Source organism: Jiangella anatolica, from assembly GCF_003236295.1.
Classification (GTDB): domain Bacteria; phylum Actinomycetota; class Actinomycetes; order Jiangellales; family Jiangellaceae; genus Jiangella; species Jiangella anatolica.
On record NZ_POTW01000012.1, the window covers coordinates 11291 to 32238 of the forward strand.

13 protein-coding genes are annotated in these 20948 nt (G+C 70.8%); 6 read left to right on the forward strand and 7 right to left on the reverse strand.

Translation table 11 applies throughout. From position 1 onward, the window contains the following. Nucleotides 1–4 precede the first annotated feature (4 nt). From C1I92_RS07010 to C1I92_RS07040, 7 genes are all read right to left on the reverse strand, one after another. A complete protein-coding gene (locus C1I92_RS07010; RefSeq protein WP_111253946.1) occupies nt 5–1444 on the reverse strand; it encodes a GH1 family beta-glucosidase in 1440 nt (479 codons plus the stop codon). Then, on the reverse strand, nt 1441–2340 hold the full coding sequence (locus C1I92_RS07015; protein WP_111253947.1) for a carbohydrate ABC transporter permease: 900 nt from the start codon (nt 2338–2340) through the stop codon (nt 1441–1443). The genes C1I92_RS07010 and C1I92_RS07015 overlap by 4 nt, the downstream gene beginning before the upstream one ends. Then, nucleotides 2337–3362 (reverse strand): carbohydrate ABC transporter permease, encoded by a 1026-nt coding sequence (locus C1I92_RS07020; protein ID WP_111253948.1) that lies wholly within the window; start codon nt 3360–3362, stop codon nt 2337–2339. Before C1I92_RS07020 ends, C1I92_RS07015 begins: the two co-directional genes overlap by 4 nt. A gap of 39 nt (nt 3363–3401) precedes the next feature. Continuing rightward, nucleotides 3402–4715, reverse strand: coding sequence for an ABC transporter substrate-binding protein (locus C1I92_RS07025; protein ID WP_199521022.1), 1314 nt, complete (start codon nt 4713–4715; stop codon nt 3402–3404). A 203-nt stretch (nt 4716–4918) separates the two neighbouring features. After that, the gene (locus C1I92_RS07030) at nt 4919–7273 is read right to left on the reverse strand and encodes a hypothetical protein (RefSeq protein WP_146605047.1); all 2355 of its coding nucleotides are present in this window, start codon (nt 7271–7273) and stop codon (nt 4919–4921) included. Nucleotides 7274–7534: 261 nt separating this feature from the next. After that, nucleotides 7535–7720: a hypothetical protein gene (locus C1I92_RS07035; protein WP_111253951.1), complete on the reverse strand. Its 186-nt coding sequence runs from the start codon at nt 7718–7720 to the stop codon at nt 7535–7537. Nucleotides 7721–7840: 120 nt separating this feature from the next. Next, nucleotides 7841–12745, reverse strand: a complete 4905-nt coding sequence (locus C1I92_RS07040; RefSeq protein ID WP_111253952.1) for a glycoside hydrolase family 3 protein — start codon at nt 12743–12745, stop codon at nt 7841–7843. A 353-nt stretch (nt 12746–13098) separates the two neighbouring features. Here C1I92_RS07040 and C1I92_RS07045 point away from each other — a divergent pair, with 353 nt between their 5' ends. From C1I92_RS07045 to yicI, 6 genes are all read left to right on the forward strand, one after another. Then, the gene (locus C1I92_RS07045) at nt 13099–14109 is read left to right on the forward strand and encodes a LacI family DNA-binding transcriptional regulator (protein ID WP_158564029.1); all 1011 of its coding nucleotides are present in this window, start codon (nt 13099–13101) and stop codon (nt 14107–14109) included. Nucleotides 14110–14239: 130 nt separating this feature from the next. Then, a complete protein-coding gene (locus tag C1I92_RS07050; RefSeq protein ID WP_199521023.1) occupies nt 14240–15280 on the forward strand; it encodes a LacI family DNA-binding transcriptional regulator in 1041 nt (346 codons plus the stop codon). Between the two features lie 28 nt (nt 15281–15308). After that, complete coding sequence (locus C1I92_RS07055) at nt 15309–16622, forward strand: ABC transporter substrate-binding protein (protein ID WP_111253954.1); 1314 nt, start codon at nt 15309–15311, stop codon at nt 16620–16622. A gap of 15 nt (nt 16623–16637) precedes the next feature. Continuing rightward, complete coding sequence (locus tag C1I92_RS07060) at nt 16638–17597, forward strand: carbohydrate ABC transporter permease (RefSeq protein WP_111253955.1); 960 nt, start codon at nt 16638–16640, stop codon at nt 17595–17597. Next, complete coding sequence (locus C1I92_RS07065; RefSeq protein WP_111253956.1) at nt 17597–18502, forward strand: carbohydrate ABC transporter permease; 906 nt, start codon at nt 17597–17599, stop codon at nt 18500–18502. The genes C1I92_RS07060 and C1I92_RS07065 overlap by 1 nt, the downstream gene beginning before the upstream one ends. 13 nt (nt 18503–18515) lie before the next feature. Then, nucleotides 18516–20789: an alpha-xylosidase gene (yicI, locus tag C1I92_RS07070; RefSeq protein ID WP_111253957.1), complete on the forward strand. Its 2274-nt coding sequence runs from the start codon at nt 18516–18518 to the stop codon at nt 20787–20789. The last annotated feature ends 159 nt before the right edge of the window (nt 20790–20948 follow it).

Consider the following 20948-nt stretch of genomic DNA (forward strand, 5'->3'; position numbering starts at 1 on the left):
GACATCATCCACCGTCGGCAGGGATCGCGTTCGATGCCGCCACGGTCGCGTACCAGTGCCCGCTGTCCTTGATCGTGCGTTCCTGGGTGTCGAAGTCGACGTGCACGATGCCGAAGCGCTTGGCATACCCCCAGGCCCATTCGAAGTTGTCGAGCAGTGACCAGGCGAAGTAGCCCCGGACGTCGACACCGGCGTCGATTGCCGCGGCGAGAGCCCGGAGGTGGCCGCGGACGTAGTCGAGTCGGTCGGTGTCGTGGATGCCGTCCACGGTGACGACGTCGTCGAAGGCGGCGCCGTTCTCGGTGACGTACACCGGCGGCAGGCCCGGGTAGTCGGCATGGAGGCGGACGAGCAGGTCGCGTAGTCCATCCGGCCGGATCTCCCAGCCCTGAGTGGTGGCCGGCAGTCCGCGCGAGTGGAACCGGACGTCCTCGGCGCCGACCCACGGCGAGCCCACCACATGCCGGCCGGGCCCGCCGTCGTCGCCCTCCGTGCTCCCGGCGGGTCCGTCGCCTCGGCCCGACACGACGGACTCGTCGTAGTAGTTGATGCCGAGCAGGTCCAGTGGCGCCGCGATCACGTCGAGGTCGCCGTCGTCCACCACGTCGGCCAGGCCGAACGGCTCCAGGTGCGTGAGCATGTCGGCCGGGTAGGCCCCGCGCAGCAGCGGGTCGAGGAACATCCGGTTGCGCAGGCCGTCGACGAGGACGGCCGCGGCCCGGTCGTCGTCGTTCCCCGGATCGCGGGGAAGGATCGTCGTCGGATTGAGCGCGATGCCCACCCGCGACCCGGGGGCGACGGATCGCAGCGTCCGTGTCGACAACCCGTGCGCGAGCAGCAGGTGGTGGGCGGCGGCGACGGCGGCCTTCGGCTCGCGCCGTCCGGGAGCGTGCTCGCCGCCGGCGTATCCGATGAACGACGAGCAGAACGGCTCGTTGAGCGTGACCCAGTGGCGCACCCGGTCGCCGAGGCGCGTCGCGACGACCTCGGTCAGGTCGGCCAGCCGGTGGGCGGTGTCCCGCTCGGCCCACCCGCCCTTCGCCTCCAGCGCCTGCGGCAGGTCCCAGTGGTACAGGGTCAGCCAGGGCTCGATCCCGCGCGCCGTCAACGCGTCCACCAGCCGGTCGTAGAAGTCGAGGCCGCGTGCGTTGACCGCGTCGCCGTCACCCATGACGCGGGTCCACGACACCGAGAACCGGTACGCGGGCAACCCCAGCAAGGCGATCAGGTCGACGTCGTCGGGCATCCGGTGGTAGTGCTCGACGGCTCGTTCCCCGGTGTCGCCCCCGGCCACGGCGCCCGGGATGGCGCAGAACGCGTCCCAGATCGACGGGGTGCGGCCGTCGGCATCGACCGCACCCTCGATCTGGTAGGCCGCCGTGGCGGCACCCCAGACGAACCCGTCCGGGAACCGCTGTGCCGACGATGGAGCCATGTGTGTCATCCCTTCACCGCGCCGGACATGATGCCTGAGACGATCTGCCGGCCGAAGACGACGAACAGCACGATCAGCGGGATCGTGGCCATCGTCGTGCCGGCCATGACCAGCGGCCAGTCCTTCGCGTAGCCGGCCTGGAGCTGGTTGAGCACGGTCTGGACCGTGGGGTTGGCGGGGCTGAGCACGATCAACGGCCACATGAAGTCGTTCCAGGCCATGATGAACGTGAACAGCGCCAGCATCGCCGCGGCGGGCCGCGCCGCCGGCACCGCCGTGTGCCAGAACACCCGGATCATCGAGCAGCCGTCCATCCGCGCCGCCTCGATGAGCTCGTCCGGCAGGGCGGACGCGAGGTACTGCCGCATCCAGAACACGCCGAACGCCGTGACCAGCCCGGGCAGGATCACCGCCCAGACCGAGCCGACGAGGCCCACCTCGCGCATCACCATGAACAGCGGGATGATGCCGAGCTGGGTCGGGATCGCCATCGTCGCGACCACGAACGCCATGAGGCCGTTGCGGCCGCGGAACCGCAGCTTGGCGAACGCGAACCCGGCCAGCGTCGAGAAGGTCACGACCGACACCGTGATCACGCCGGAGATGAGGAAGCTGTTCGCCAGCGCCCGCCAGAACTCGACGGTGTCGACCACGCGGACCGCGTTCTGCCAGAAGAAGCCGCCCGGGATCAGCGGCGGGACCTGCTGGTAGAACTTGTCGACCGTGTGGCTGCCGATGAGGAACTGCCAGTACAGCGGGAACATCGAGGCGAGCAGGATCATGATCAGGCCGAGGTACGTCCAGCGGCTCGCCCGCCGCGATCCCTTTCCGCCGGCGAATCGAGGGCGGCCGCCGGCGACGGCGGCCGGCTCGGGCAGTGTGCTCGCGGGGATCGTCGCCGTCATCGGGTCGCACCGCCCTCGGCCCGGCGCCGCAGCCGGCGGCGGGACGGCGCCACCGAGTCCGACGCGATCAATCGGCTGAGCAGGAAGTTCATCAGAGCGATCACCAGGATGATGACGAGCAGCGCGACGGCGATGGTCGCGCCGTAGCCGAGCTTCATGTTGCTGAAGGACTCCTGGAACATGAGCATCACCACGGTCTGGTACTGCCGGCTCGGTCCGCCGTTGTTCCCACCCGGGCCCGGGGTGAACAGCATCGGCTCGGTGAACAGCTGCATCGCGCCGATGGACGAGGTGATCACGACGAAGATCACCGTGCCGCGCACCATCGGCAGCGTCACGTGCCGGAACCTGTTCCACGCGCCCGCGCCGTCGATCGTGGCCGACTCGTACAGGTCGCGCGGGATCGCCTGCATCGCGGCCAGGAAGATCAACGCGTTGTAGCCGGTCCACCGCCAGTTGACCATGGTCGCGACGGCGATCCAGCCCGGCAGCTGGTCCCGGTGCCAGCTGACCGGATCCAGGCCCAGTCCCTCGATCACCGCGTTGACCAGGCCGTTCTCGTCACTGAACAGGTTGCTGAAGATGACACCGACCGCCACCAGGCTCGTCACGTACGGGAGCAGCACTCCCATGCGGAACGTCGTCCGTGCCCGGATCCGGCTGTCCAGGAGCACCGCGATCCACAAGGCCGCGGCGATCTGTGTGCTGGAGGAGATGACGAAGATCGCCACCGTGTTGCCGACGGCGTTCCAGAACACCTCGTCGCCCAGCAACCGGACGTAGTTGTCGAGCCCGAGGAACTCCGGGTCGGGCCCGCCCAGCGTCCACCGGTGCAACGACACCCACACGGTGTACGCGAGCGGGACGAGCCCGACCAGCAGGAACACGAGGAAGAACGGGGTGATGTACAGGTAAGGGGAGACGGCCACGTCGAGGCGGCTCAGGCGCTGGCGGACGGTGGTCCGCGCCGGCGTCGGCGTGCTGGACCGGTCCGGTCCACGCTGGGTCGTGAGCGTCGCCACCGTCTCCTCCGTTCCTCGCGCTGATCCAGGTCGAATCGGTCACTCGACGATGCGCGCGGTCTCGTCCAGGAACTGCTGCCAGCCGTCCTCGGCGCTGGTGCCGCCCTCGACCGCCTGGAGCGCCGGGCTGGAGGCGTTCTCCTGGATCGCGCCGTCGAACGGCCCCTTGTGCTGCGCCTCGCCGTTGGCCTCCGCGCGGGCGGCGAACAGCGATCCGACCTCCTGGCCGAAGTACTCGTTGGTGCTCTCGAGCAGGTCGGGGCTGTTCAGCGCGTCCACCTGGCTGGGGAACGTGCCCGCGGAGTTGAAGGCCTTGATCTGCTGTTCCGGGGCGGTCAGCCAGGCGGCCAGCGCGACGGCCTCCTCGCGGGCGTCGGACTCGAGCGGGACGCCGAGCCACGCGCCGCCCCAGTTGCCGCCGCCGTCGGGGAAGACGTCGGCCACGGCCCACGTGCCCGCGTTGTCCGGGCCCGCGGCTCCCTCGATGACACCGAGCATCCACGACGGGCAGGCCTGCGTGGCGAAGCCGCCGTTGGCGAAGCCCTGGTTCCACTCCGGGCTCCACGCCGCGAGCTTGGCGGACTGGCCCTCCTCGATGGCCGTCGTGACCTGGTCCCAGACCTCACGGATGGCGGGGTTGGAGTCGACGATGATCTCGTTGTCCTCGTTGGTGAACCCCTCCGGGAGCTGGTTCACCATGGCGTTGAACATCTGCGTGGACGAGTCGAACCACGGCTTCCCGGTGGCGGCGACGTAGTCCCGACCGGCGGAGAAGTAGTCCTCCCAGGTGGTGAACAGCCCGGCGACCTCCTCGGGCTCGGTGGGCAGGCCGGCCGCGGCGAAGAGCTCCTTGTTGTAGCAGATCGCCAGCGGTCCGATGTCGGTGCCGTAGCCGATCAGCCTGCCGTCGGGCGTGGTGGCCCGCGACGTCTTCCAGTCCAGCCAGCGCCCGTCGGTGTCCGGCCCGTCGGCGCCGAGATCGACGAACTTGTCCGCCTGCTGGAGCACGCGGCCGATGTGCCCCTCCTCGAAGGCGACGACATCGGCCAGGCCGCCCCCGGCGGCCAGCTTGGTGAACAGGTCCTCGTGGTACGGGCCGCCGTCGAGGGGCGGGATCGCCTCGATCGTGACGTGCGGGTTGAGCTGCTCGTACTCCTCGAAGAGGCCGGCCTCCTCGTAGCCGAAGGTGCCGAAGGTCGCGACGCTGAGCGTCACCTCCTCGGGCTCGGCGGAGCCGGACGGATCGCCGTCCGCGGAGCTGCTGGAGTCGGCGTCGTCGCCACAGGCGGCGAGGACGAGGGCGAGGCCGGCGATACCGGCCACGGTGGCGAACGTTCTCGATGTCCGGTTCACGATCGTGCTCCTTCGCAATGAACGTGGCCTGCGGGCGGGTGCGGGAGCGCTCCCGCAACGATGCTGAAAGGAGGTGCGGGAGCGCTCCCGCACCTGTGGCTGGACCTTCTCGCGTGCGTCCGGTGATGTCAACCGTCCGTAACCCATTCGTTACGTGACGGGTGGTGTGCTCGGCGTGTGCCGATCACACCCCACCGAACGACTCAGCCCACCTCGTAGGCTCGGATGATCGTCTGCTCGACGGTGTTCCCGGCGGCATCGCGGATGCGGGCCCGGAGTGAGACGAAGCCGTGGCCGGGATGGTCGAGCCGAAGCGTCCTCCGGTCGCCGGCGCCGCTGACCCGCGCGGGCCGCCAGCTCGCGCCGTCGTCGTAGGAGACGTCGACCGCGACGTGGGTGAGGCGGTGCGCCGGTGCGCCGCGCTGCCGCTCGACGACGAGCGGGATGCTGACGCCGCGGCGGCCGCCGGGCGCGACGTTGCCGAGGCCGACCCGCGGGGAGTAGCGGACGGCGAGCAGCGGTGGTGCCGCCGGCGACTCGTCCAGCCGGAACGTCCAGTCCGCACTGATCCTCGTCGACGTCGGCCACCACGGCGTGAGGTCCGGGGGCCGCCGGTTCTCGACGGTGAGCCGGTACACCCCGGAACGCTCCGGGACGTCGAAGCCGCCGAGGCCGGGGAGGTCCGACGCGCCGATCAGCAGGCCGTCGCGGTACAGGCGTGTGGTGCCGTCGTCGATCCCTTCGATCGACCCTGGGGCCTGCAACCGGGCCCGTCCGTCGCCGTCGGAGTAGAGCGGTATCTCGACCTCGAGGAGGCCGTCGGCCCAGGAGACCGGTGGCCGGTCGGTGCCGTCGATCCGGCTGCCGCCGAAGCCGGGTCCGGCGACCGGGCGGTTCCAGGCGATTGGCTGCTCCGCCTGCCGCCGGCGCAGCTCGATGCGCTGCTCCGCGCCCCACCACAGCCAGTCGCGCGCATACAGCGTCCACGAGCCGGGGCTGAAGTACTCGAGCCGCTCGCTGGGCGACATGACGGGGGAGTCCCAGCCCAGCTCCATGTCGTAGCCGCCGGCGTCGAACCTGGCGTCGACGTAGTGGCGGCCCGTGTTGGCGCCGCCGTGGTACGACGCGCGCATGGCCGCGAGGTCCCGGCGTCGCTCGGCGACCTGCAGGTCCGCCGGGATGGACCGCTCGGCGGGATAGGCGAGGTCGAACCGGACGTCGCTGGCTGGCCGGCTGGTCAGCGACGCGGTGAGCGGACCGGCCTGGGCGCGGTCGGCGAAGCGCTGAGCCGGACTGCCGAAGCCGGACATCGTCGGCAGCGCGAAGGGGTTGTCGTCGAGGACAGAGTCGGCTGCGGCAGCCGAGCGGGCCGGCCCAGTCGGGGGCGCCGTCAGCAGGACCGCCCGGCCGCCGGCGTCCGCGATGCCTCTGATCCGCTCGTGGACGTCGTCCCAGGGGACCTCGCCGGGCAGCCGGAGCACCACCAGCGCGCCGGCCACCTCCACGTCGGCCAGGTCGTCGGGCCGTCCCGCTCCGGCGTAGACCACGGGCAGTTCGTGCTCGCCGTCCAACCGGAGCGGCTCGCTCTCCCAGACGGCCGGGACCTGGAGGCCCGGATCGAGCGCCGTCAGCTCGAGGAGGGGTTGTTCGAGCGTCGACCGGACGTAGAAGCCGAACGCGGCCGACTCCACCCCGGCGACCGAACCGGCGTACAGCGCGCTGAACCGCGGTTCCGCTCCGACCCAGGTGGTGACCGGCCAGTCGTCCTGCTCGATGTCGACCACGGTGGCGGCGATGATCGAGCCGTCCGTCGCCCGCCGGTCGTCGACGGTGGTCAGCACCCGGCTGGTCTCGCGGGCGTCGAGCACGACCTCGCGATCCCGGTCGAGCCGCAGTTCCGGCAGGGCGACCAGGGAGCTCGCCCACTCCGCCGTGGGGCTGCTCGGCTCCGGCACGGTGGCGGTCACGCTGTACCGCGACGGCGGCAGGCGGAGTGTGGGGTTCCCTGGGCCGATGAAGTCGACCCGGCCGGACACGAGGTCGACGACGGTGGCGCTCGCCGGCTCCGCGGCGGGCCGGCCGGCGCGGTCGCGCATGGAGACGGTGAGGTCGTACAGCTCAGGCTCCTGGTGGGCGCCGAGCGTCCGGCCCGGCGTGCCGCTGACGGCGTCACCGTCGCCCTGCTCCGCCAACTCGGACACGTTGAACAGCCGCTCGTCGACGGCGCCCGACGCGAGCAGGGCGGCGGCGTCGCTGGGGACGACGTGCCAGTCGCCGTCCTCGACGTAGCTGGTGAAGGAGACCGGCGGCCAGGCACGACGCGGCTGGATCCGCGGCGCCAGCGCCTGCCCGGCGGGCGGCAGCTGCACGCGATCGCCCGTGATCAGCGTGACGACGTCGCCGATCGCTGCTCCGGCACTCGCGGCCGCCGCTGTCGTCACGGGCTCGGCGGCGAGACCGAGCGGCGAGGTTGTCAGCCCTGCGACGAGCAGGCCGGCGGCCAGGCGTCGCGAGAGCGCCCGGCGGGTCGAGGATCTGGGTGCCGTTCGGTCTCGCATCGGTGCCGCTCCTCCGTCGGGGATCGTGTCGGCCGCACTCTTCTCGACACCGATCCGCCGCGGAAGGTTGCCGGCACACCCCCCGGTACTCGCGGGGCCGTGCCGGAGTCGCGTCGCTCAGTCGGCGAGGAACCGGCGGTGCTGCTGCCGGATCTCCTGGGCGGTGAGGTCGTCTGGCCCGTCTCGCCGACCGGGGCGCCGGCGGAGTCCTGGACGAGCACTCGTGCCCGCCCGGAACGTGCGCCCGCCGTCGAGCGAGCGTCAGATCCCGAAGCCGCTCTGCTGGCGGGCGCCGGGCTTGTTCCCGTAGACGTAGAGCGCCTTGTCGTCCTCCGCGGCGCCGACGCCGATCCCGTCCCCGTAGCGTGAGACGCTGTCGATCGAGGAGATCTGCGCGGCGGCCAGGAGGTTGGCGTCGCGCTCGGTCGATGTTCCCCCGTGATCCACATCGCTCGTTTCGGCATCGGAGTCCGCCGGCGGGCGCCGCGGTCCCTCCGGAGCCGAAACGGGGTGGACGCGCCGGCGGAGGCGGGACCCGGCAGTCCCGCCTCCGCCGGCTCGACCGGATCAGAGGTCAGCGCATTGGCCGGTGACGCGGCCGACCACCTGGTTCGGCACGTCACCGTCGACCGGTGCGGGCTCGTTGCCCGTGCAGGCCACCGGTCCGCTGATGCTGTTGCCGGACACCACGATCGGCCTGGGCAGGGTCGTGTTGTCGTGGAGGTTCACCGATCCCGTGATCCGGTTGCCGGAGATCGTCACGCTGCCGGTCGTGCCCTCGACCGTCACGCCGCCGGTGAGCCGGCTGTCGCGCACGTCGACGACGTCGGCGTCGGTCGCCGTGACCGGCCCGGAGATCGTCGACCTGGAGGCGAGCAGGCCGGCGCCGGCCGCCACCGTCACCGGGCCGATCACCCGGGCGCCGTCGGTCAGGCAGGTCACGCCCGAGTCGACCTCGAGGGGCCGGGTGTGCGATCCGGAGATGGTCCGGTCGCACTGGACGCCGCGGAACGTGAACCAGTTGATGCCGAGGTCGAGCCATCCGGCCACCTGGCCGTACGTGCTGGAGATGTCGGTGTCCGGCACCTCCGGCGCCACGTCGAACACCAGGTACACGTCGTGCACGCCAGAGAGCGGCTCGAGGTCGAGGGTCGTCTCCGCCCACGCGTAGACGGGGTTCGCGTAGTCCTCGGCGGAGGTCAGGTCGTGCTCCCCGGTCAGCGTGACCTCGCCCAGCTCGACGCCGTCGACCGGGTCGTCGGCCATGACCTTGATGGTCGCCGGCGCCGACGAGACCTTCACGTACCGCAGCGTGAGGTCGAGCAGCTCGGGATCGCCGAAGTCGACGTTGCGGTACACGGCGTAGTCGCCGTTGCGGATGCGGTTGAGCTGGAGCCCGACGTCATCGCCGTGGACGTTGTCCGCCCGGAGGTTGGCGGCGGCGCCACTGACGTTGCCCGACGCGTCGAACAGCTCGGCCTGGTAGCGGCCGTCGTACGGGTCGCGGTTCTCCTGGTTCTCGATGACGATCCGCGACGTGTAGGACAGGCCGTTCGTCGTCGTGGCGGTGACGTACACCTCGCCGTCGCCGGCGCCGGTGGCGCGCAGCGTGGCGTTGTAGGCCCGGTTGTTGTTCCCGGAGGTCTGGCCCTCCACGAACCCGGCGCTCGCGTCGCCGATGGTGGCCAGCTCGCTGGGGTTGCCGTCCTCGTCGGTGACGGTGAACGTGACCGGCCGGGCCGCGTTCGCGAACGGATAGGTCACCGCGCTGAGCAGCAGGCTGCCCTGGTACTGGTCGATCGCGCCGAACCTCGTGAACTGGTTCGGTCCCCACGAGATGTCCGGCGGGCGCGAGTCCCACCCGCTTCGGATGATGACGGCCTCCGCCTCGGTCCCGGCCGGCACGCCCTGGTTGCGCAGCTCGACGTCGATCGAGCCTGAGACCGGACCGGACGAGGTGGCGTAGGTCGCCACCGCGCGCACGGTGCCGTCGCCGGAGCCGGTCGCGGTCAGCTGGCCGGACGGGGTGATGGTGGCCAGGGGTGTGGCGCCGCCGTCCGGCGCCGTCACCGTCCACGAGACCGGGCCGTCGACGACACCCGTGCCGTCGATGCCCGCCTCCAGCAGCAGGCTGCCCTGCCGCTGCTGGACGACGGCCGGCACCTCGACGTGGAAGCGGCTCAGCGACGTGCCGACGGTGGTGTTGAAGTGGTTCGACGTCACCGACACCTTCCCGTTCTCGACGGGGTCGACGTCGCCGAGCCGCAGCCACGCCACCCGCACGCCGGCCGTCGGGAACACCAGGTACAGGTCGTCGTGGCCGCCGGGCAACCCGGACAGGGTCGCGCCGACGTTCACGAACGTCTGGCCGTGCCCGGTCGGCGGGACCGAGACGGTCCCGACCTTGACGCCGTCGGCGCCGGGGCCGCCGGTCCAGACCTCCACCGGCGCCGGCTGCGGGTTCGGGTTGGCCGCCCGCAGCACGATGCCCTCCTGGTCGTCGGACAGGTTGGCGTCGCCGTACTCGACCCAGGCGCCGGCCTTGCGCACCTCGATCCCGTACGAGTCGTCCTCGTGGACCGCCGTGGGGACCACGTCGGCGCGCAGCCCGGTCGCCGTCCGGTCGGTGAAGGAGTAGTCGTCGAAGGCGTGGGCGGGCGTCACCCTGCCGAGGTCGCGGGCCGGCAGCGGCGCACCCGTGACCTCGAGCTCGCCCGTCGCCCGCTCGTCCTGCTCGGCCGACGACGTGCCAGTGGTCAGCCGGTAGGTGCCCGGCTCGACGTGGAAGCGTCCGGCGTCGACGTCCCAGATGGCCAGCTCGGACAGGTCGACGTCGATGGCCACGGCCCGCGACTCGCCGGGCTCCAGGTGCACGCGTTCGAAGCCGACCAGGGTCTTGATCGGGTGCTGCACCCGCGAGTCGCCGCCGTCCTCGTACCTGGCGTACAGCTGCACGACCTCGTCGCTGGCGACGTCGCCGGTGTTCCGGACGGTCACCTCGGTGGTGATCGTCGCGTCGGAGCCGTTGTCCACCGTCGACGGCGACACGGACAGGCCGGTCTGCTCGAAGTCGGTGTAGGTCAGGCCGTAGCCGAACGGGTAGAGGATCTCGCCGTCGTGGTACTGGTAGGTGCGCCCGCCCTTGATGATGTCGTAGTCGGAAATGGTGGGCAGGCTGTCCAGCCCCGCGTACCAGGTCTGGGTGAGCCGGCCGGCCGGCGCATAGTCGCCGAACAGCACGTCCGCCACGGCGGTGCCGAGCTCCTGGCCGGCGTGGGTCGTGTACACGATGCCCTTGACGTTCGGGTTGGCCTGCACCGCCCGCAAGTCGAACGGGTAGCTGCCGACCACCACGACCACCGTGTTCGGGTTCGCCGCGGCGACCGCCTCGATGAGCTCCTCCTGCCGCGGGGCCAGCCCGATGCCGGGCGGGGTGCTCTGCCGGTCGAACGTCTCGCGCGACGTCATGTGCGGCTGGTCCCCGACGGCGACGACGGCGACCTCGGCGTCCTCGGCCTTGGCCACGGCGTCGGCGATGCCGTCGCGGACGGTCACCAGCTCGAACCGGCGGTTCGGGCTCGACGCGCTGCCGTTGTGCAGGACGTTCGACGACGCCGGGTCGACGAACACGTTGGGCGCCTGGTCCGGGGTGGCGATCTCGGTCCCCTTGACGAACCGGAGCGACACCAGCCCGTCGGCCTGGCCCACCAGGCCGAGGTTCTGGTCGGTGAACCACTGCTGGGTGGCGCGGTTCTTCGACTGGAAGCCGGGCGGGTCGGCGCTGGCGACCAGCGTGTTGCCCGGGCCGCGGGCGGCGACGTAGCGGTCGTGCGCGGCCGAGCGCAGCAGCAGGTTGTTGTAGCCGTAGTCGTACAGGTAGAACTGGGCGTTCGCGTCGTCGGCGGACGCGCCGGTGCCGGTCAGCGACGCACCGGGCGTGGCGCCGGTGACGACGAACCGGCCGGCCGGGGCCCCGGTCCCGTTCGCCACCTTCAGCGCGACGAGGTCGACGCCGCGGCTGAACGACAGCGCGCCGCCGTCGAGCTTCGACTCGACCTCGTCCTTGATCAGCGTCGTGTACGGGTAGGTGCCGGCGTAGAAGTCCGTCGAGTTCTCGTCGCCCAGCGGGCCGACCAGGGCCACGTCGCTGGAGGCCGGCAGCGGCAGGATGCCGTCGTCGTTCTTCAGCAGCACCACCTGCTCGCGCGCGGCCTGCGCCGCGACGGCGGCGCTGGCCTCGGTGGTCAGGGCGTTGCGCTTGTTCATCCGCTTGTACGGGTTCGTGGGGTCGACGTCGAGGTCGCCGGCGTGCAGGCGGACCAGCAGGACGCCGTAGATGACCTCGTCGATGTCCTGCTCGGTGATCATGCCACGCGCCAGCGCCTCGTAGATCCAGCGGCGCGTCGTGGGGGTGTCGGTGTCGGACGGCGTCATCGCCGCGACGCCGTTCTCGATCGAGTCGGCCATGCTGGCCGCCTGGCCCAGCGTGCTGTTCGGGTAATACGCGTTCGAGCCGCTCAGGTTGTGCGGCGACGCGGCGTCGGTGACGTTGAAGAAGCTGCCGCCGCTGTAGCCGCCCGGGACCCACTCGTCGTAGACGACCGACCTGAGCTCCGGCATCGTCATGACCGGCTTGCCGTTGACCAGGTTGTACGACGTCATGACGCCATTGACGGCGCCGGACTCGATGCCGTAGCGGAAGGCGCGGAAGTAGTACTCGTACAGGTTCCGTGGCGAGGCGTTGGCCGAGTACGACGTCCGCTCCGCCTCCTGCCCGTACGCCGCGAGGTGCTTCAGCGTCGGGATGGTCTGGTAATAGAACTCGTCCTCCTGGCCCTGCATGCCGCGCGCCATGTGGTCGGCCATCACGCCGGACAGGAAGGCGTCCTCGCCCATGCTCTCCGACGCCCGGCCGCTGCGCGGGTCGCGCGCCAGGTCGACCACCGGGCCCCAGACGTCGACGCCGTTGAACCGGGCGTCGACGCTGTTGTAGGCGCGGGTCTCGCTGCCGATCACCTCGCCGACGTCGGCCATCAGCTCCCGGTTCCACGTCGCCGCCAGGCCGGTGTTCTGCGGGAACACCGTCGCCGGGCCGAGCCAGGAGAGCCCGTGCAGGCCCTCGGTGCCGGTCCGGAACTGCGGGATGCCCAGCCGGATGATCGCGCCGCTGAACTGGTGGAGCAGGGCGACCTTCTCGTCCAGCGTGAGCCGCGAAATCACATCGCGAACGCGTTCGTCCGGGCTGAGCGACGGGTCGTGGAACGGGTACTCGTAGCCGCCGCTCCGGTCGGCCGCGGCCGTACCGTCCGCCGGCGCCGCGTCGACGGCGCCGGCCCCCGGCGCCTGGAGGATCGCGGCGGCCAGCAGCGGGACGACCAGGACGGCCAGGAGCCGTCGACCTGCGTCGACGTGGGGCCACCGGCGGCGGCCGGGCGCCTGGGACTGGCTCGATGGGCGTGGATTCGGCGCCATGAGCACGACATCCTCTCGGTCGGGACGGGCCAGCGCTCGGCGATGCCGTCCGGGAGCGGGGAAGTGGTCGGGGTCTTTGGCGAAGCGCTTCGAAACTGGCAGTAGATGTCCGCTATGTCAATAGGCCGTGTCATCCGGGTTGCGAGTTCCCCGCGCCACCGAGCACGCGGCCGCCGCCCCGGCGTTCAGCTGCCGCCGTTCGAACCTGTGCGATGATTGCGGGGCAATTCGAGGGCGCCAGATCCGCTGGTCATCGACACCATTCCGGTGCCGGGCCCGGGCCTTGAGCGCTTCCGCCAACCATGCGTCAAAGGCAGTGAGGTGAGCCGTCGGTGGCGCCACGGATGATCGACGTGGCACGTCGGGCGAACGTCGCGTTGAGCACCGTGTCGTACGCGATCAACGGCACCCGGGCCATCTCGGCGCCGACCCGGCGCCGCATCCAGAAGGCGATGGAGGAGCTCGGCTACGAGCCGAACGCCATCGCCCGTGGCCTGGTCAGCAAGCGGACCCGCATCATCGCGCTGCTCTTCCCGACCCCCGAGCGCGGCATGGGCGTCACCGAGATGGAGTTCGTCACCGGGGCCGCCGAGGCGGCGCTCGAACGCGACCACCACCTGGTGCTCTGGCCGACCGAGCTGCGCAATCTCCGCCAGCTCGACCGCCTCACCGGCCAGGGTCTCGTCGACGGCGCCGTGGTCATGGAGGTCCGGCTCGACGACGAGCGGGTCGACCTCCTTCGCCAGGCCGGCCTGCCGTTCAGCATGATCGGACGCACCAGCGAACCGGGTTCGATCAACTACGCGGACATCGACTTCGAGCAGGGCGCGCGCGACGCCGTGGCGCACCTGACGGCCCTGGGTCACCGCAGCATCGGCTTCCTCAACCACTCGCCGTCGGCGTTCACGGTCGGGTACGGCCCGACCGTCCGGGCGGCCGACGGCTTCCGGCGCGCGGCCATGGACGCCGGCGTCGAGCACTTCGAGCGGCTGTGCGGCGACAACGTGGCCGCGGGGCGTGCCGCCTTCCACGAGCTCAGAGCGATGGCGCTGAATCTCACCGCGCTGGTCGTGATGAACGACCACGCCATCGTCGGCGTCATGGACGCCCTGGACGAGATCGGCTGGCGGGTGCCGGACGACTTCTCGCTGGTGTCGATCGGCTCGTCCACCCGGGTGAGCGAGATGATGCGGCCCCGGCTCACGACCCTCGAGCCGCAGAGCTCCGAGCTCGGCCGCCTGGGCGTGCACATGCTGATCGACGAGCTGGAATTCCGCGGCGCCGAGCCGCCCGCTCCGACGCAGGTGCTTTTGCCCTGCCGCCTGGTGGAAGGGCGAAGCTCCGGTCCGGTGCGCCAGCACTGAGACCGATCTCCGTCACCAAGTTGTGACGCGACCTCTCTTGATTTGACCCGAATCGGGTGTCAACAATGTGCGTTCGAAGCGTTTCGACGAAACGCTTCGACTGTCGCAGGCGCACGAGGAGGTGCGGATCATGGCCACGATGCAGGATGTCGCCCGGCTCGCGGGTGTGTCCGTCAGCACCGTGTCCTACGTCCTCACCGGAGTCCGCCCGGTCTCCGAAGCCACCCGCCGCCGCGTGCAGACGGCGATGGAGACGCTCGGCTACCAGCGCAACGCGTTGGCCCGGGGCCTGGCCAGCCGGCGGTCGCACATGCTCGCGCTGCTGTTCCCGGCGATCGAACGGGGTCTGTCGGGCACGGCGCTGGAGTTCGTCACGTCGGCCGCCGAGACCGCTCGGCGGCACGGCAACCACCTCGTGCTCTGGCCCACCGCGGCGGACGGCGAGGCGGAGACCCGGGACCTGCTCCGGCAGGGACTCGTCGACGGCGTCGTCGTCATGGAGGTCAAGCTCCACGACGTCCGCGTCGCCGAGCTGCAGCGCGGCGACACGCCGTTCACGCTGATCGGGCGCACGGCCGACCCGGACGGCCTGCCCTACGCCGACATCGACTTCGACGCCACGGTGCGAGCCGCCCTGGACCACCTGACCGGGCTGGGGCATCGGCACATCGGCCTGCTCAGCCACTCCAGGGCGAGCCTGCGGGCCGGCTACGGGCCGACGGTCCGCGTGCTGGCGGCGTTCGAACGTGAGGCGCGGGAGCGTGGCCTGCTCACCGCCGTCCGGCACTGCGACGAGACGGCCGACGCCGGGCGGGCGGCCGTCGCCGACCTGCTCGGCGAGCGCCCGGATCTCACGGCGTTGGTCACCCTGAACGACAACGCCACCTTCGGCGCCGTGGCGCAGATCGTCGACGGCGGCCGGCGCATCCCCGGTGACGTGTCGGTGCTGTCGATCGTGTCTTCACCGCAGGTGGGTGCCCTGAGCCACCCGCGGCTGACCACCATGGCCGCGCCAGGCGACCGGCTGGGCCGTCTCGGCGTGGAGTCCCTGCTCGCCCAGATCGAGGGATCGGCGGCCGCCGTGGCCGCGGGCGCCTCCACCCTGCACGAGCTCATCCCGTGCCGGCTCGACGTCGGGGCCACGACCGGTCCGGCACCCACCACGAGCTGATCAAGACCGTCCCAGACCGAGGAGTGACATGTTCACCAGGACAAGACTCGCCGGCGCAGCCGTGCTCGCCTCCACCGCTCTCGTCCTCGCCGCGTGCGGCGGTGACGACGACAGTTCGACCGGCGGCAGCGAGGGCGACGGCCAGACGCTGCGGCTGTGGCACTACGAGGGCGCCAACAGCGCGATGGGCGTCGCCTGGGCCGAGGCGATCCGGATCTTCGAGGAGGAGACCGGCGCCACGGTCGAGTTCGAGGAGAAGGGGTTCGAGCAGATCCGCCAGACGGCGAACATGGTGCTCAACTCCGACGAGGCGCCGGACATCATGGAGTACAACAAGGGCAACGCCTCTGCCGGCCTGCTGGCCTCGCAGGGGCTGCTGACCGACATCACCGACGCCGCCGAGGAACGCGGCTGGGACCAGCAGCTGTCCGAGAGCCTGCAGACCACCGCCCGGTACGACGAGCGCGGCGTGATGGGCTCGGGCTCCTGGTACGGCGTACCGAACTACGGCGAGTTCGTGATGGTCTATTACAACGAGGATCTCTTCGCCCAGCACGGCGTCGAGGTGCCCACCACCTATGACGACCTGATCGCCGCGATGGACGCCTTCGTCGCCGCCGGCGTCACGCCGCTGGCGATGTCCGGAGCGGAGTACCCGGCCGGCCAGCTCTTCTACGAGTTGGCGCTGACCCAGGGCGACCGGCAGTTCGTCAACGACTACCAGTTGTACGAGAACCCGGTCGACTTCAGCGGCCCGGAGCTGACCTACGGCGCCGAGACGTTCGACGAGTGGGTCAAGGCCGGCTACGTCAGCGGCGAGTCGGCCAGCCTGACCGCGGAGGACATGGGCACGGCGTTCATGGCCGGCGAGTACCCGATGGTGTACTCCGGGTCCTGGTGGTACGGCCGGTTCGTCGACGAGATCGCCGACGGCTTCCAGTGGGGCGTGTTCCCCTTCCCCGAGTCCGACCTGCACCCCGGCTCCAGCGGCAACATCTGGGTCGTGCCGACCGGCTCGGACAACAAGGACCTGGCCTACGAGTTCATCGACATCACCATGCGCCCGGAGATCCAGGCGCTGCTCGGCAACAACGGCGGCGTGCCGGTGGCCGCCGACCCGGCCGACATCACCGACCCGAAGAGCCAGGAGCTCATCACCCTCTTCAACGAGGTCAACGACTCCGACGGGCTCGCCTTCTACCCGGACTGGCCGGTCGCCGGCTACTACGACGTCCTCGTCGCCGGGCTGCAGCAGCTGATCAACCAGAGCGCTTCGCCCGCGGACGTCCTGGAGGAGCTGAAGGCGCCCTACGAGGCCGGCGTCGCGGAGATCACCGGCTGATCGCCGGGGCTGACCATGGTCGCGACACCATCGACCCCGCACGCCCGGCCGCGTTCGCGCGGCCGGGTGGCCTCCGGCATCGGCGAGGGCGGCCGGGCCTACTGGCTCTACCTCCTCCCGGGCGGCCTGCTCTTCCTTGGCGTCATCGTCGTCCCGTTCGTCATGAACCTCGGCCTGAGCTTCGCCAAGTGGCCGGGCGTGGGCGAGCTCACCTGGGTCGGGCTCGACAACTACACCGAGCTGTTCGCCGACGACGCGTTCTGGGCGTCCTTCCGCAACTCGATCGCGATGATCGTCGCGATGGTGATCGCGCCGACGGTGATCGGGCTGTTGCTGGCCGCGGTCCTGTTCGACGTCATCGGCAAGCGGTTCGGCGGCCGCAGCGCCAGCGCGCTGCGGGCGATGTACTACCTGCCGCAGATCGTCCCGGTGGCCGTCGCGGGCATCGTCTGGGGCTGGATCCTGCGCCCGGAGAACGGGGCGCTGAACCGGCTGCTCGAGGCGGTCGGCCTGGGCGATCTGGCGCAGAACTGGCTCGGTGACCCCGACACGGCGTTGCCGAGCGTCATGGCGATCATGGTCTGGGTCCAGATCGGCTACCCGGTCGTGATCTTCATGGCGGCGCTGCAGCGCGTCGACCCCGAGCTGTACGAGGCGGCGGAGATCGACGGGGCCGGCTGGTTCCGGCGGTTCCGGGCCATCACCCTGCCGCAGATCCGGCCGGAGACGTTCGTCGTCACGCTCACCTGCACGATCGCCGCCCTCAAGGTCTTCGGCCCGATCTTCGTGCTGACCAGGGGCGGCCCGGGCAACGCGACCAACGTGCCGTCGTACTTCGCGTACCAGAACTTCTTCGAGAAGGCGCGCGTCGGCTACGGCGCCGCCGTCGCCACGATGCTGACGCTGATCATCGTCGTGCTGAGCATCGCCTTCATCCGTGTGCAGGCGGCGAGCGAGCGAAAGGAGCGCGGGTGATGACGGCCCTGGAGTCGACGCCGACCGTGGCGGGGCCGCCGGCGGGTGCGGCGCGGCCAGCAGGTCGTCGGCGCGATCGCCATCATCGTGGCGCGCTGCGCTGGATCGTGCTGGCGGCCGTCGTCGCCGGCGCGGTGGTGATGCTGTTCCCGTTCGGCATCCTCGTGCTGAACGCGTTCAAGTCGCCCGCGGAGTACTCCACGTCCGGGCCGCTGAGCCTGCCCACGGAGATCTACACCAGCGGCATGGTCGACTTCTGGAACCGGGTGAACTTCGGCCAGAAGCTGTGGAACTCGTTCTTCATCGCGGGCTCGGTCGCCGTCCTCGGCGTTCTCATCTCGCTGTTCAACGCCTACGCGCTCGGCATCGGCCGGGTGAAGGGCCGGCTGTCGATCGTCGTGCTGTTCCTGATGGCGAACATGCTGCCGCAGGAGACCCTGATCTACCCGCTGTACTACATCGCGAAGGAGATCGGCCTCTACAACACCCAGCTGGCCGTGATCATCATCTTCACGGTCATCCAGAGCGCGTTCGGCACCTACCTGCTGGCCTCGGTGTTCGGCACCTTCCCCAAGGAGGTGCTCGAGGCGGCCGCGCTCGACGGGGCGAGCAAGTGGCAGACGCTGTGGCGCGTCGTCTTCCCGATCAGCCGCCCGACGCTGTCGGTCCTGCTGATCTTCTTCTTCATCTGGACGTGGAACGAGTTCTTCATCCCGTTGATCTTCCTGATCTCCAACGACAACCAGACCGTGCCCGTCGCCCTCGGCGTGCTGGAGGGCGACCGGTTGATGGACGCGACCACGACCAGTGCCGCGGCGCTGCTCGGCGTCGTCCCGGCGATCGTCTTCTTCCTCATCTTCCAGCGCACGCTCGCCCGGGGCATCACCGCCGGCGCAGTCAAGTGAAAGGAACCGCAGCGTGAAGTTCACCGACGGCTACTGGGGCATCCGGTCCGGCGTCACCGCCCTGCACCCGGCCGAGGCGTACGACGTCGAGGCGACGGAGAACAGCCTCACGGTCTACGCGCCGACCCAGCGCATCCGCAAACGCGGCGACGTGCTCAACCGGCCGCTGGCGACCGTCCGGCTCTCCTCGCCCATGCCCGACGTCGTCGCGGTGCGGATCCTCCACCACGCCGGCGGGCTGCAGCGGCCGCCGTCGTTCGAGCTGCCCGGCGCCACCGCCACCCCCGTGACGACCCGCGCCGGTGACGACGTCGCCGAGCTGACGTCGGGCGGGCTGACGGCGCGCGTGGTCCGCGGTGAGGACTGGCGGCTCGACTTCGTGGCCGGCGACCGCGTCCTCACCTCGTCGAGCACCAAGGGCATGGGCCTCATGACCACGCCCGACGGCGTCCACCACGTGGTCCAGCGACTGGACCTCGGGCCCGGCGACGTCGTGTACGGCCTGGGGGAGCGGTTCGGGCCACTGGTGAAGAACGGCCAGACCGTCGACATCTGGAACAACGACGGCGGCACCGCCAGCGAGCAGGCCTACAAGAACGTCCCGTTCTACCTGACCAACGCCGGCTACGGGGTCTTCGTCAACCACCCCGGCCTGGTGTCGTTCGAGGTGGCGTCGGAGCTGGTGTCGCGCACCCAGTTCAGCGTCGCCGGCCAGGAGCTGGAGTACCTCGTCATCCACGGGCCGAGCCCGAAGGAGATCCTGCGCCGCTACACCGCGCTCACGGGCCGGCCGGCCCGGGTCCCGGCCTGGTCCTACGGCCTCTGGCTGTCGACGTCGTTCACCACCGACTACGACGAGGCGACCGTCACCTCGTTCGTCGAGGGCATGGCCGAGCACGACCTCCCACTGAGCGTGTTCCACTTCGACACGTTCTGGATGCGCGAGTTCAACTGGTGCGACTTCGAGTGGGACCCCCGGACCTTCCCCGACCCCGAGGGGATGCTCGCCCGGCTCAAGGCCCGCGGACTGCGCATCTGCCTGTGGATCAACCCGTACATCGCGCAGCGCTCGCCGCTGTTCGCGCAGGCCGCCGCGAAGGGCTACCTCGTGCGGCGGCCCGACGGGTCGGTCTGGCAATGGGACCGCTGGCAGGCCGGCATGGGGCTGGTCGACTTCACCAACCCGGAGGCACGCGACTGGTACGCCTCGCACCTGCGCCGGCTCATGGACATGGGCGTGGACGCGTTCAAGTCCGACTTCGGCGAGCGGGTGCCCACCGACGTCGTGTGGGACGACGGCGCCGACCCGCAGCGCATGCACAACTACTACACGCAGCTGTACAACCAGACGGTGTTCGACGCGCTCAGGGAGCGGCACGGCGACGGCGGCGCGGTGGTGTTCGCCCGGTCGGCGACGGCCGGCGGCCAGCGCTTCCCGGTCCACTGGGGCGGCGACAACGACTCCACGTTCCCGTCGATGGCCGAGAGCCTGCGCGGCGGGCTGTCGCTGGCGATGTCGGGGTTCGGGTACTGGAGCCACGACATCGGCGGCTTCGAGAACCTCCCGGACCCGGCGGTGTTCAAGCGCTGGATCCCGTTCGGGATGCTCTCCACCCACAGCCGGCTGCACGGCTCGACGTCGTACCGGGTGCCGTGGGACTTCGACGACGAAGCGGTCGACGTGCTGCGCAGCTTCACCCGGCTGAAGATGCGGCTGATGCCGTACCTGTCGGCCATGGCCCGGGAGGCCTACGAGGACGGCGTGCCGGTGCTGCGGCCGATGGCCCTGGAGTTCCCGGACGACCCGGCGACGACCTACCTGGAACGTCAGTACCTGCTCGGCGACCGGCTGCTGGTGGCGCCGGTGATGAGCGCGGACGGCACGGTGTCGTTCTACGTGCCGGCCGGGACGTGGACGTCGCTGCTGGACGGCACGCAGGTGACCGGGCCGGGCTGGGTGACGCAGAGGCACGGCTTCGACAGCGTGCCGGTGCTGGTGCGCCCGGACACGGTGCTGCCGTTCGGCGCCGTCGACGACCGGCCCGACTACGACTACGCCGACGGCATCACGCTGCGTCTGTACGAGCTGACCGACGGCCACGACTCCACCCTGGTCGTGCCCTTGGCGGACGGTGACGCGCGGGTCACCTACCGGGTGCGGCGGGAGGGCTCGCGGGTCGACGTCAGCACCGGCCGCGACGACGTTCCCTGGCGCGTCGAGGTCCCCGGCACCCGCGTCGTCGTGCACGCCGAACCCGGCACGACGGAGCTGTCGCTGGAGGTGTGACCAGGTTCGCGGGGCGCCGCTGTCATGTCGCGGCGCCCCGTACGACCCGCACGGAGCCGGGGGGTACTGGCAGACCCTGGGAACAACAGGGCCTGGCATGACGGGCACAGCGGCGGCTGATCGGCGGTTCTCGGAATCGGAATGCACGTCCGAGGAAGG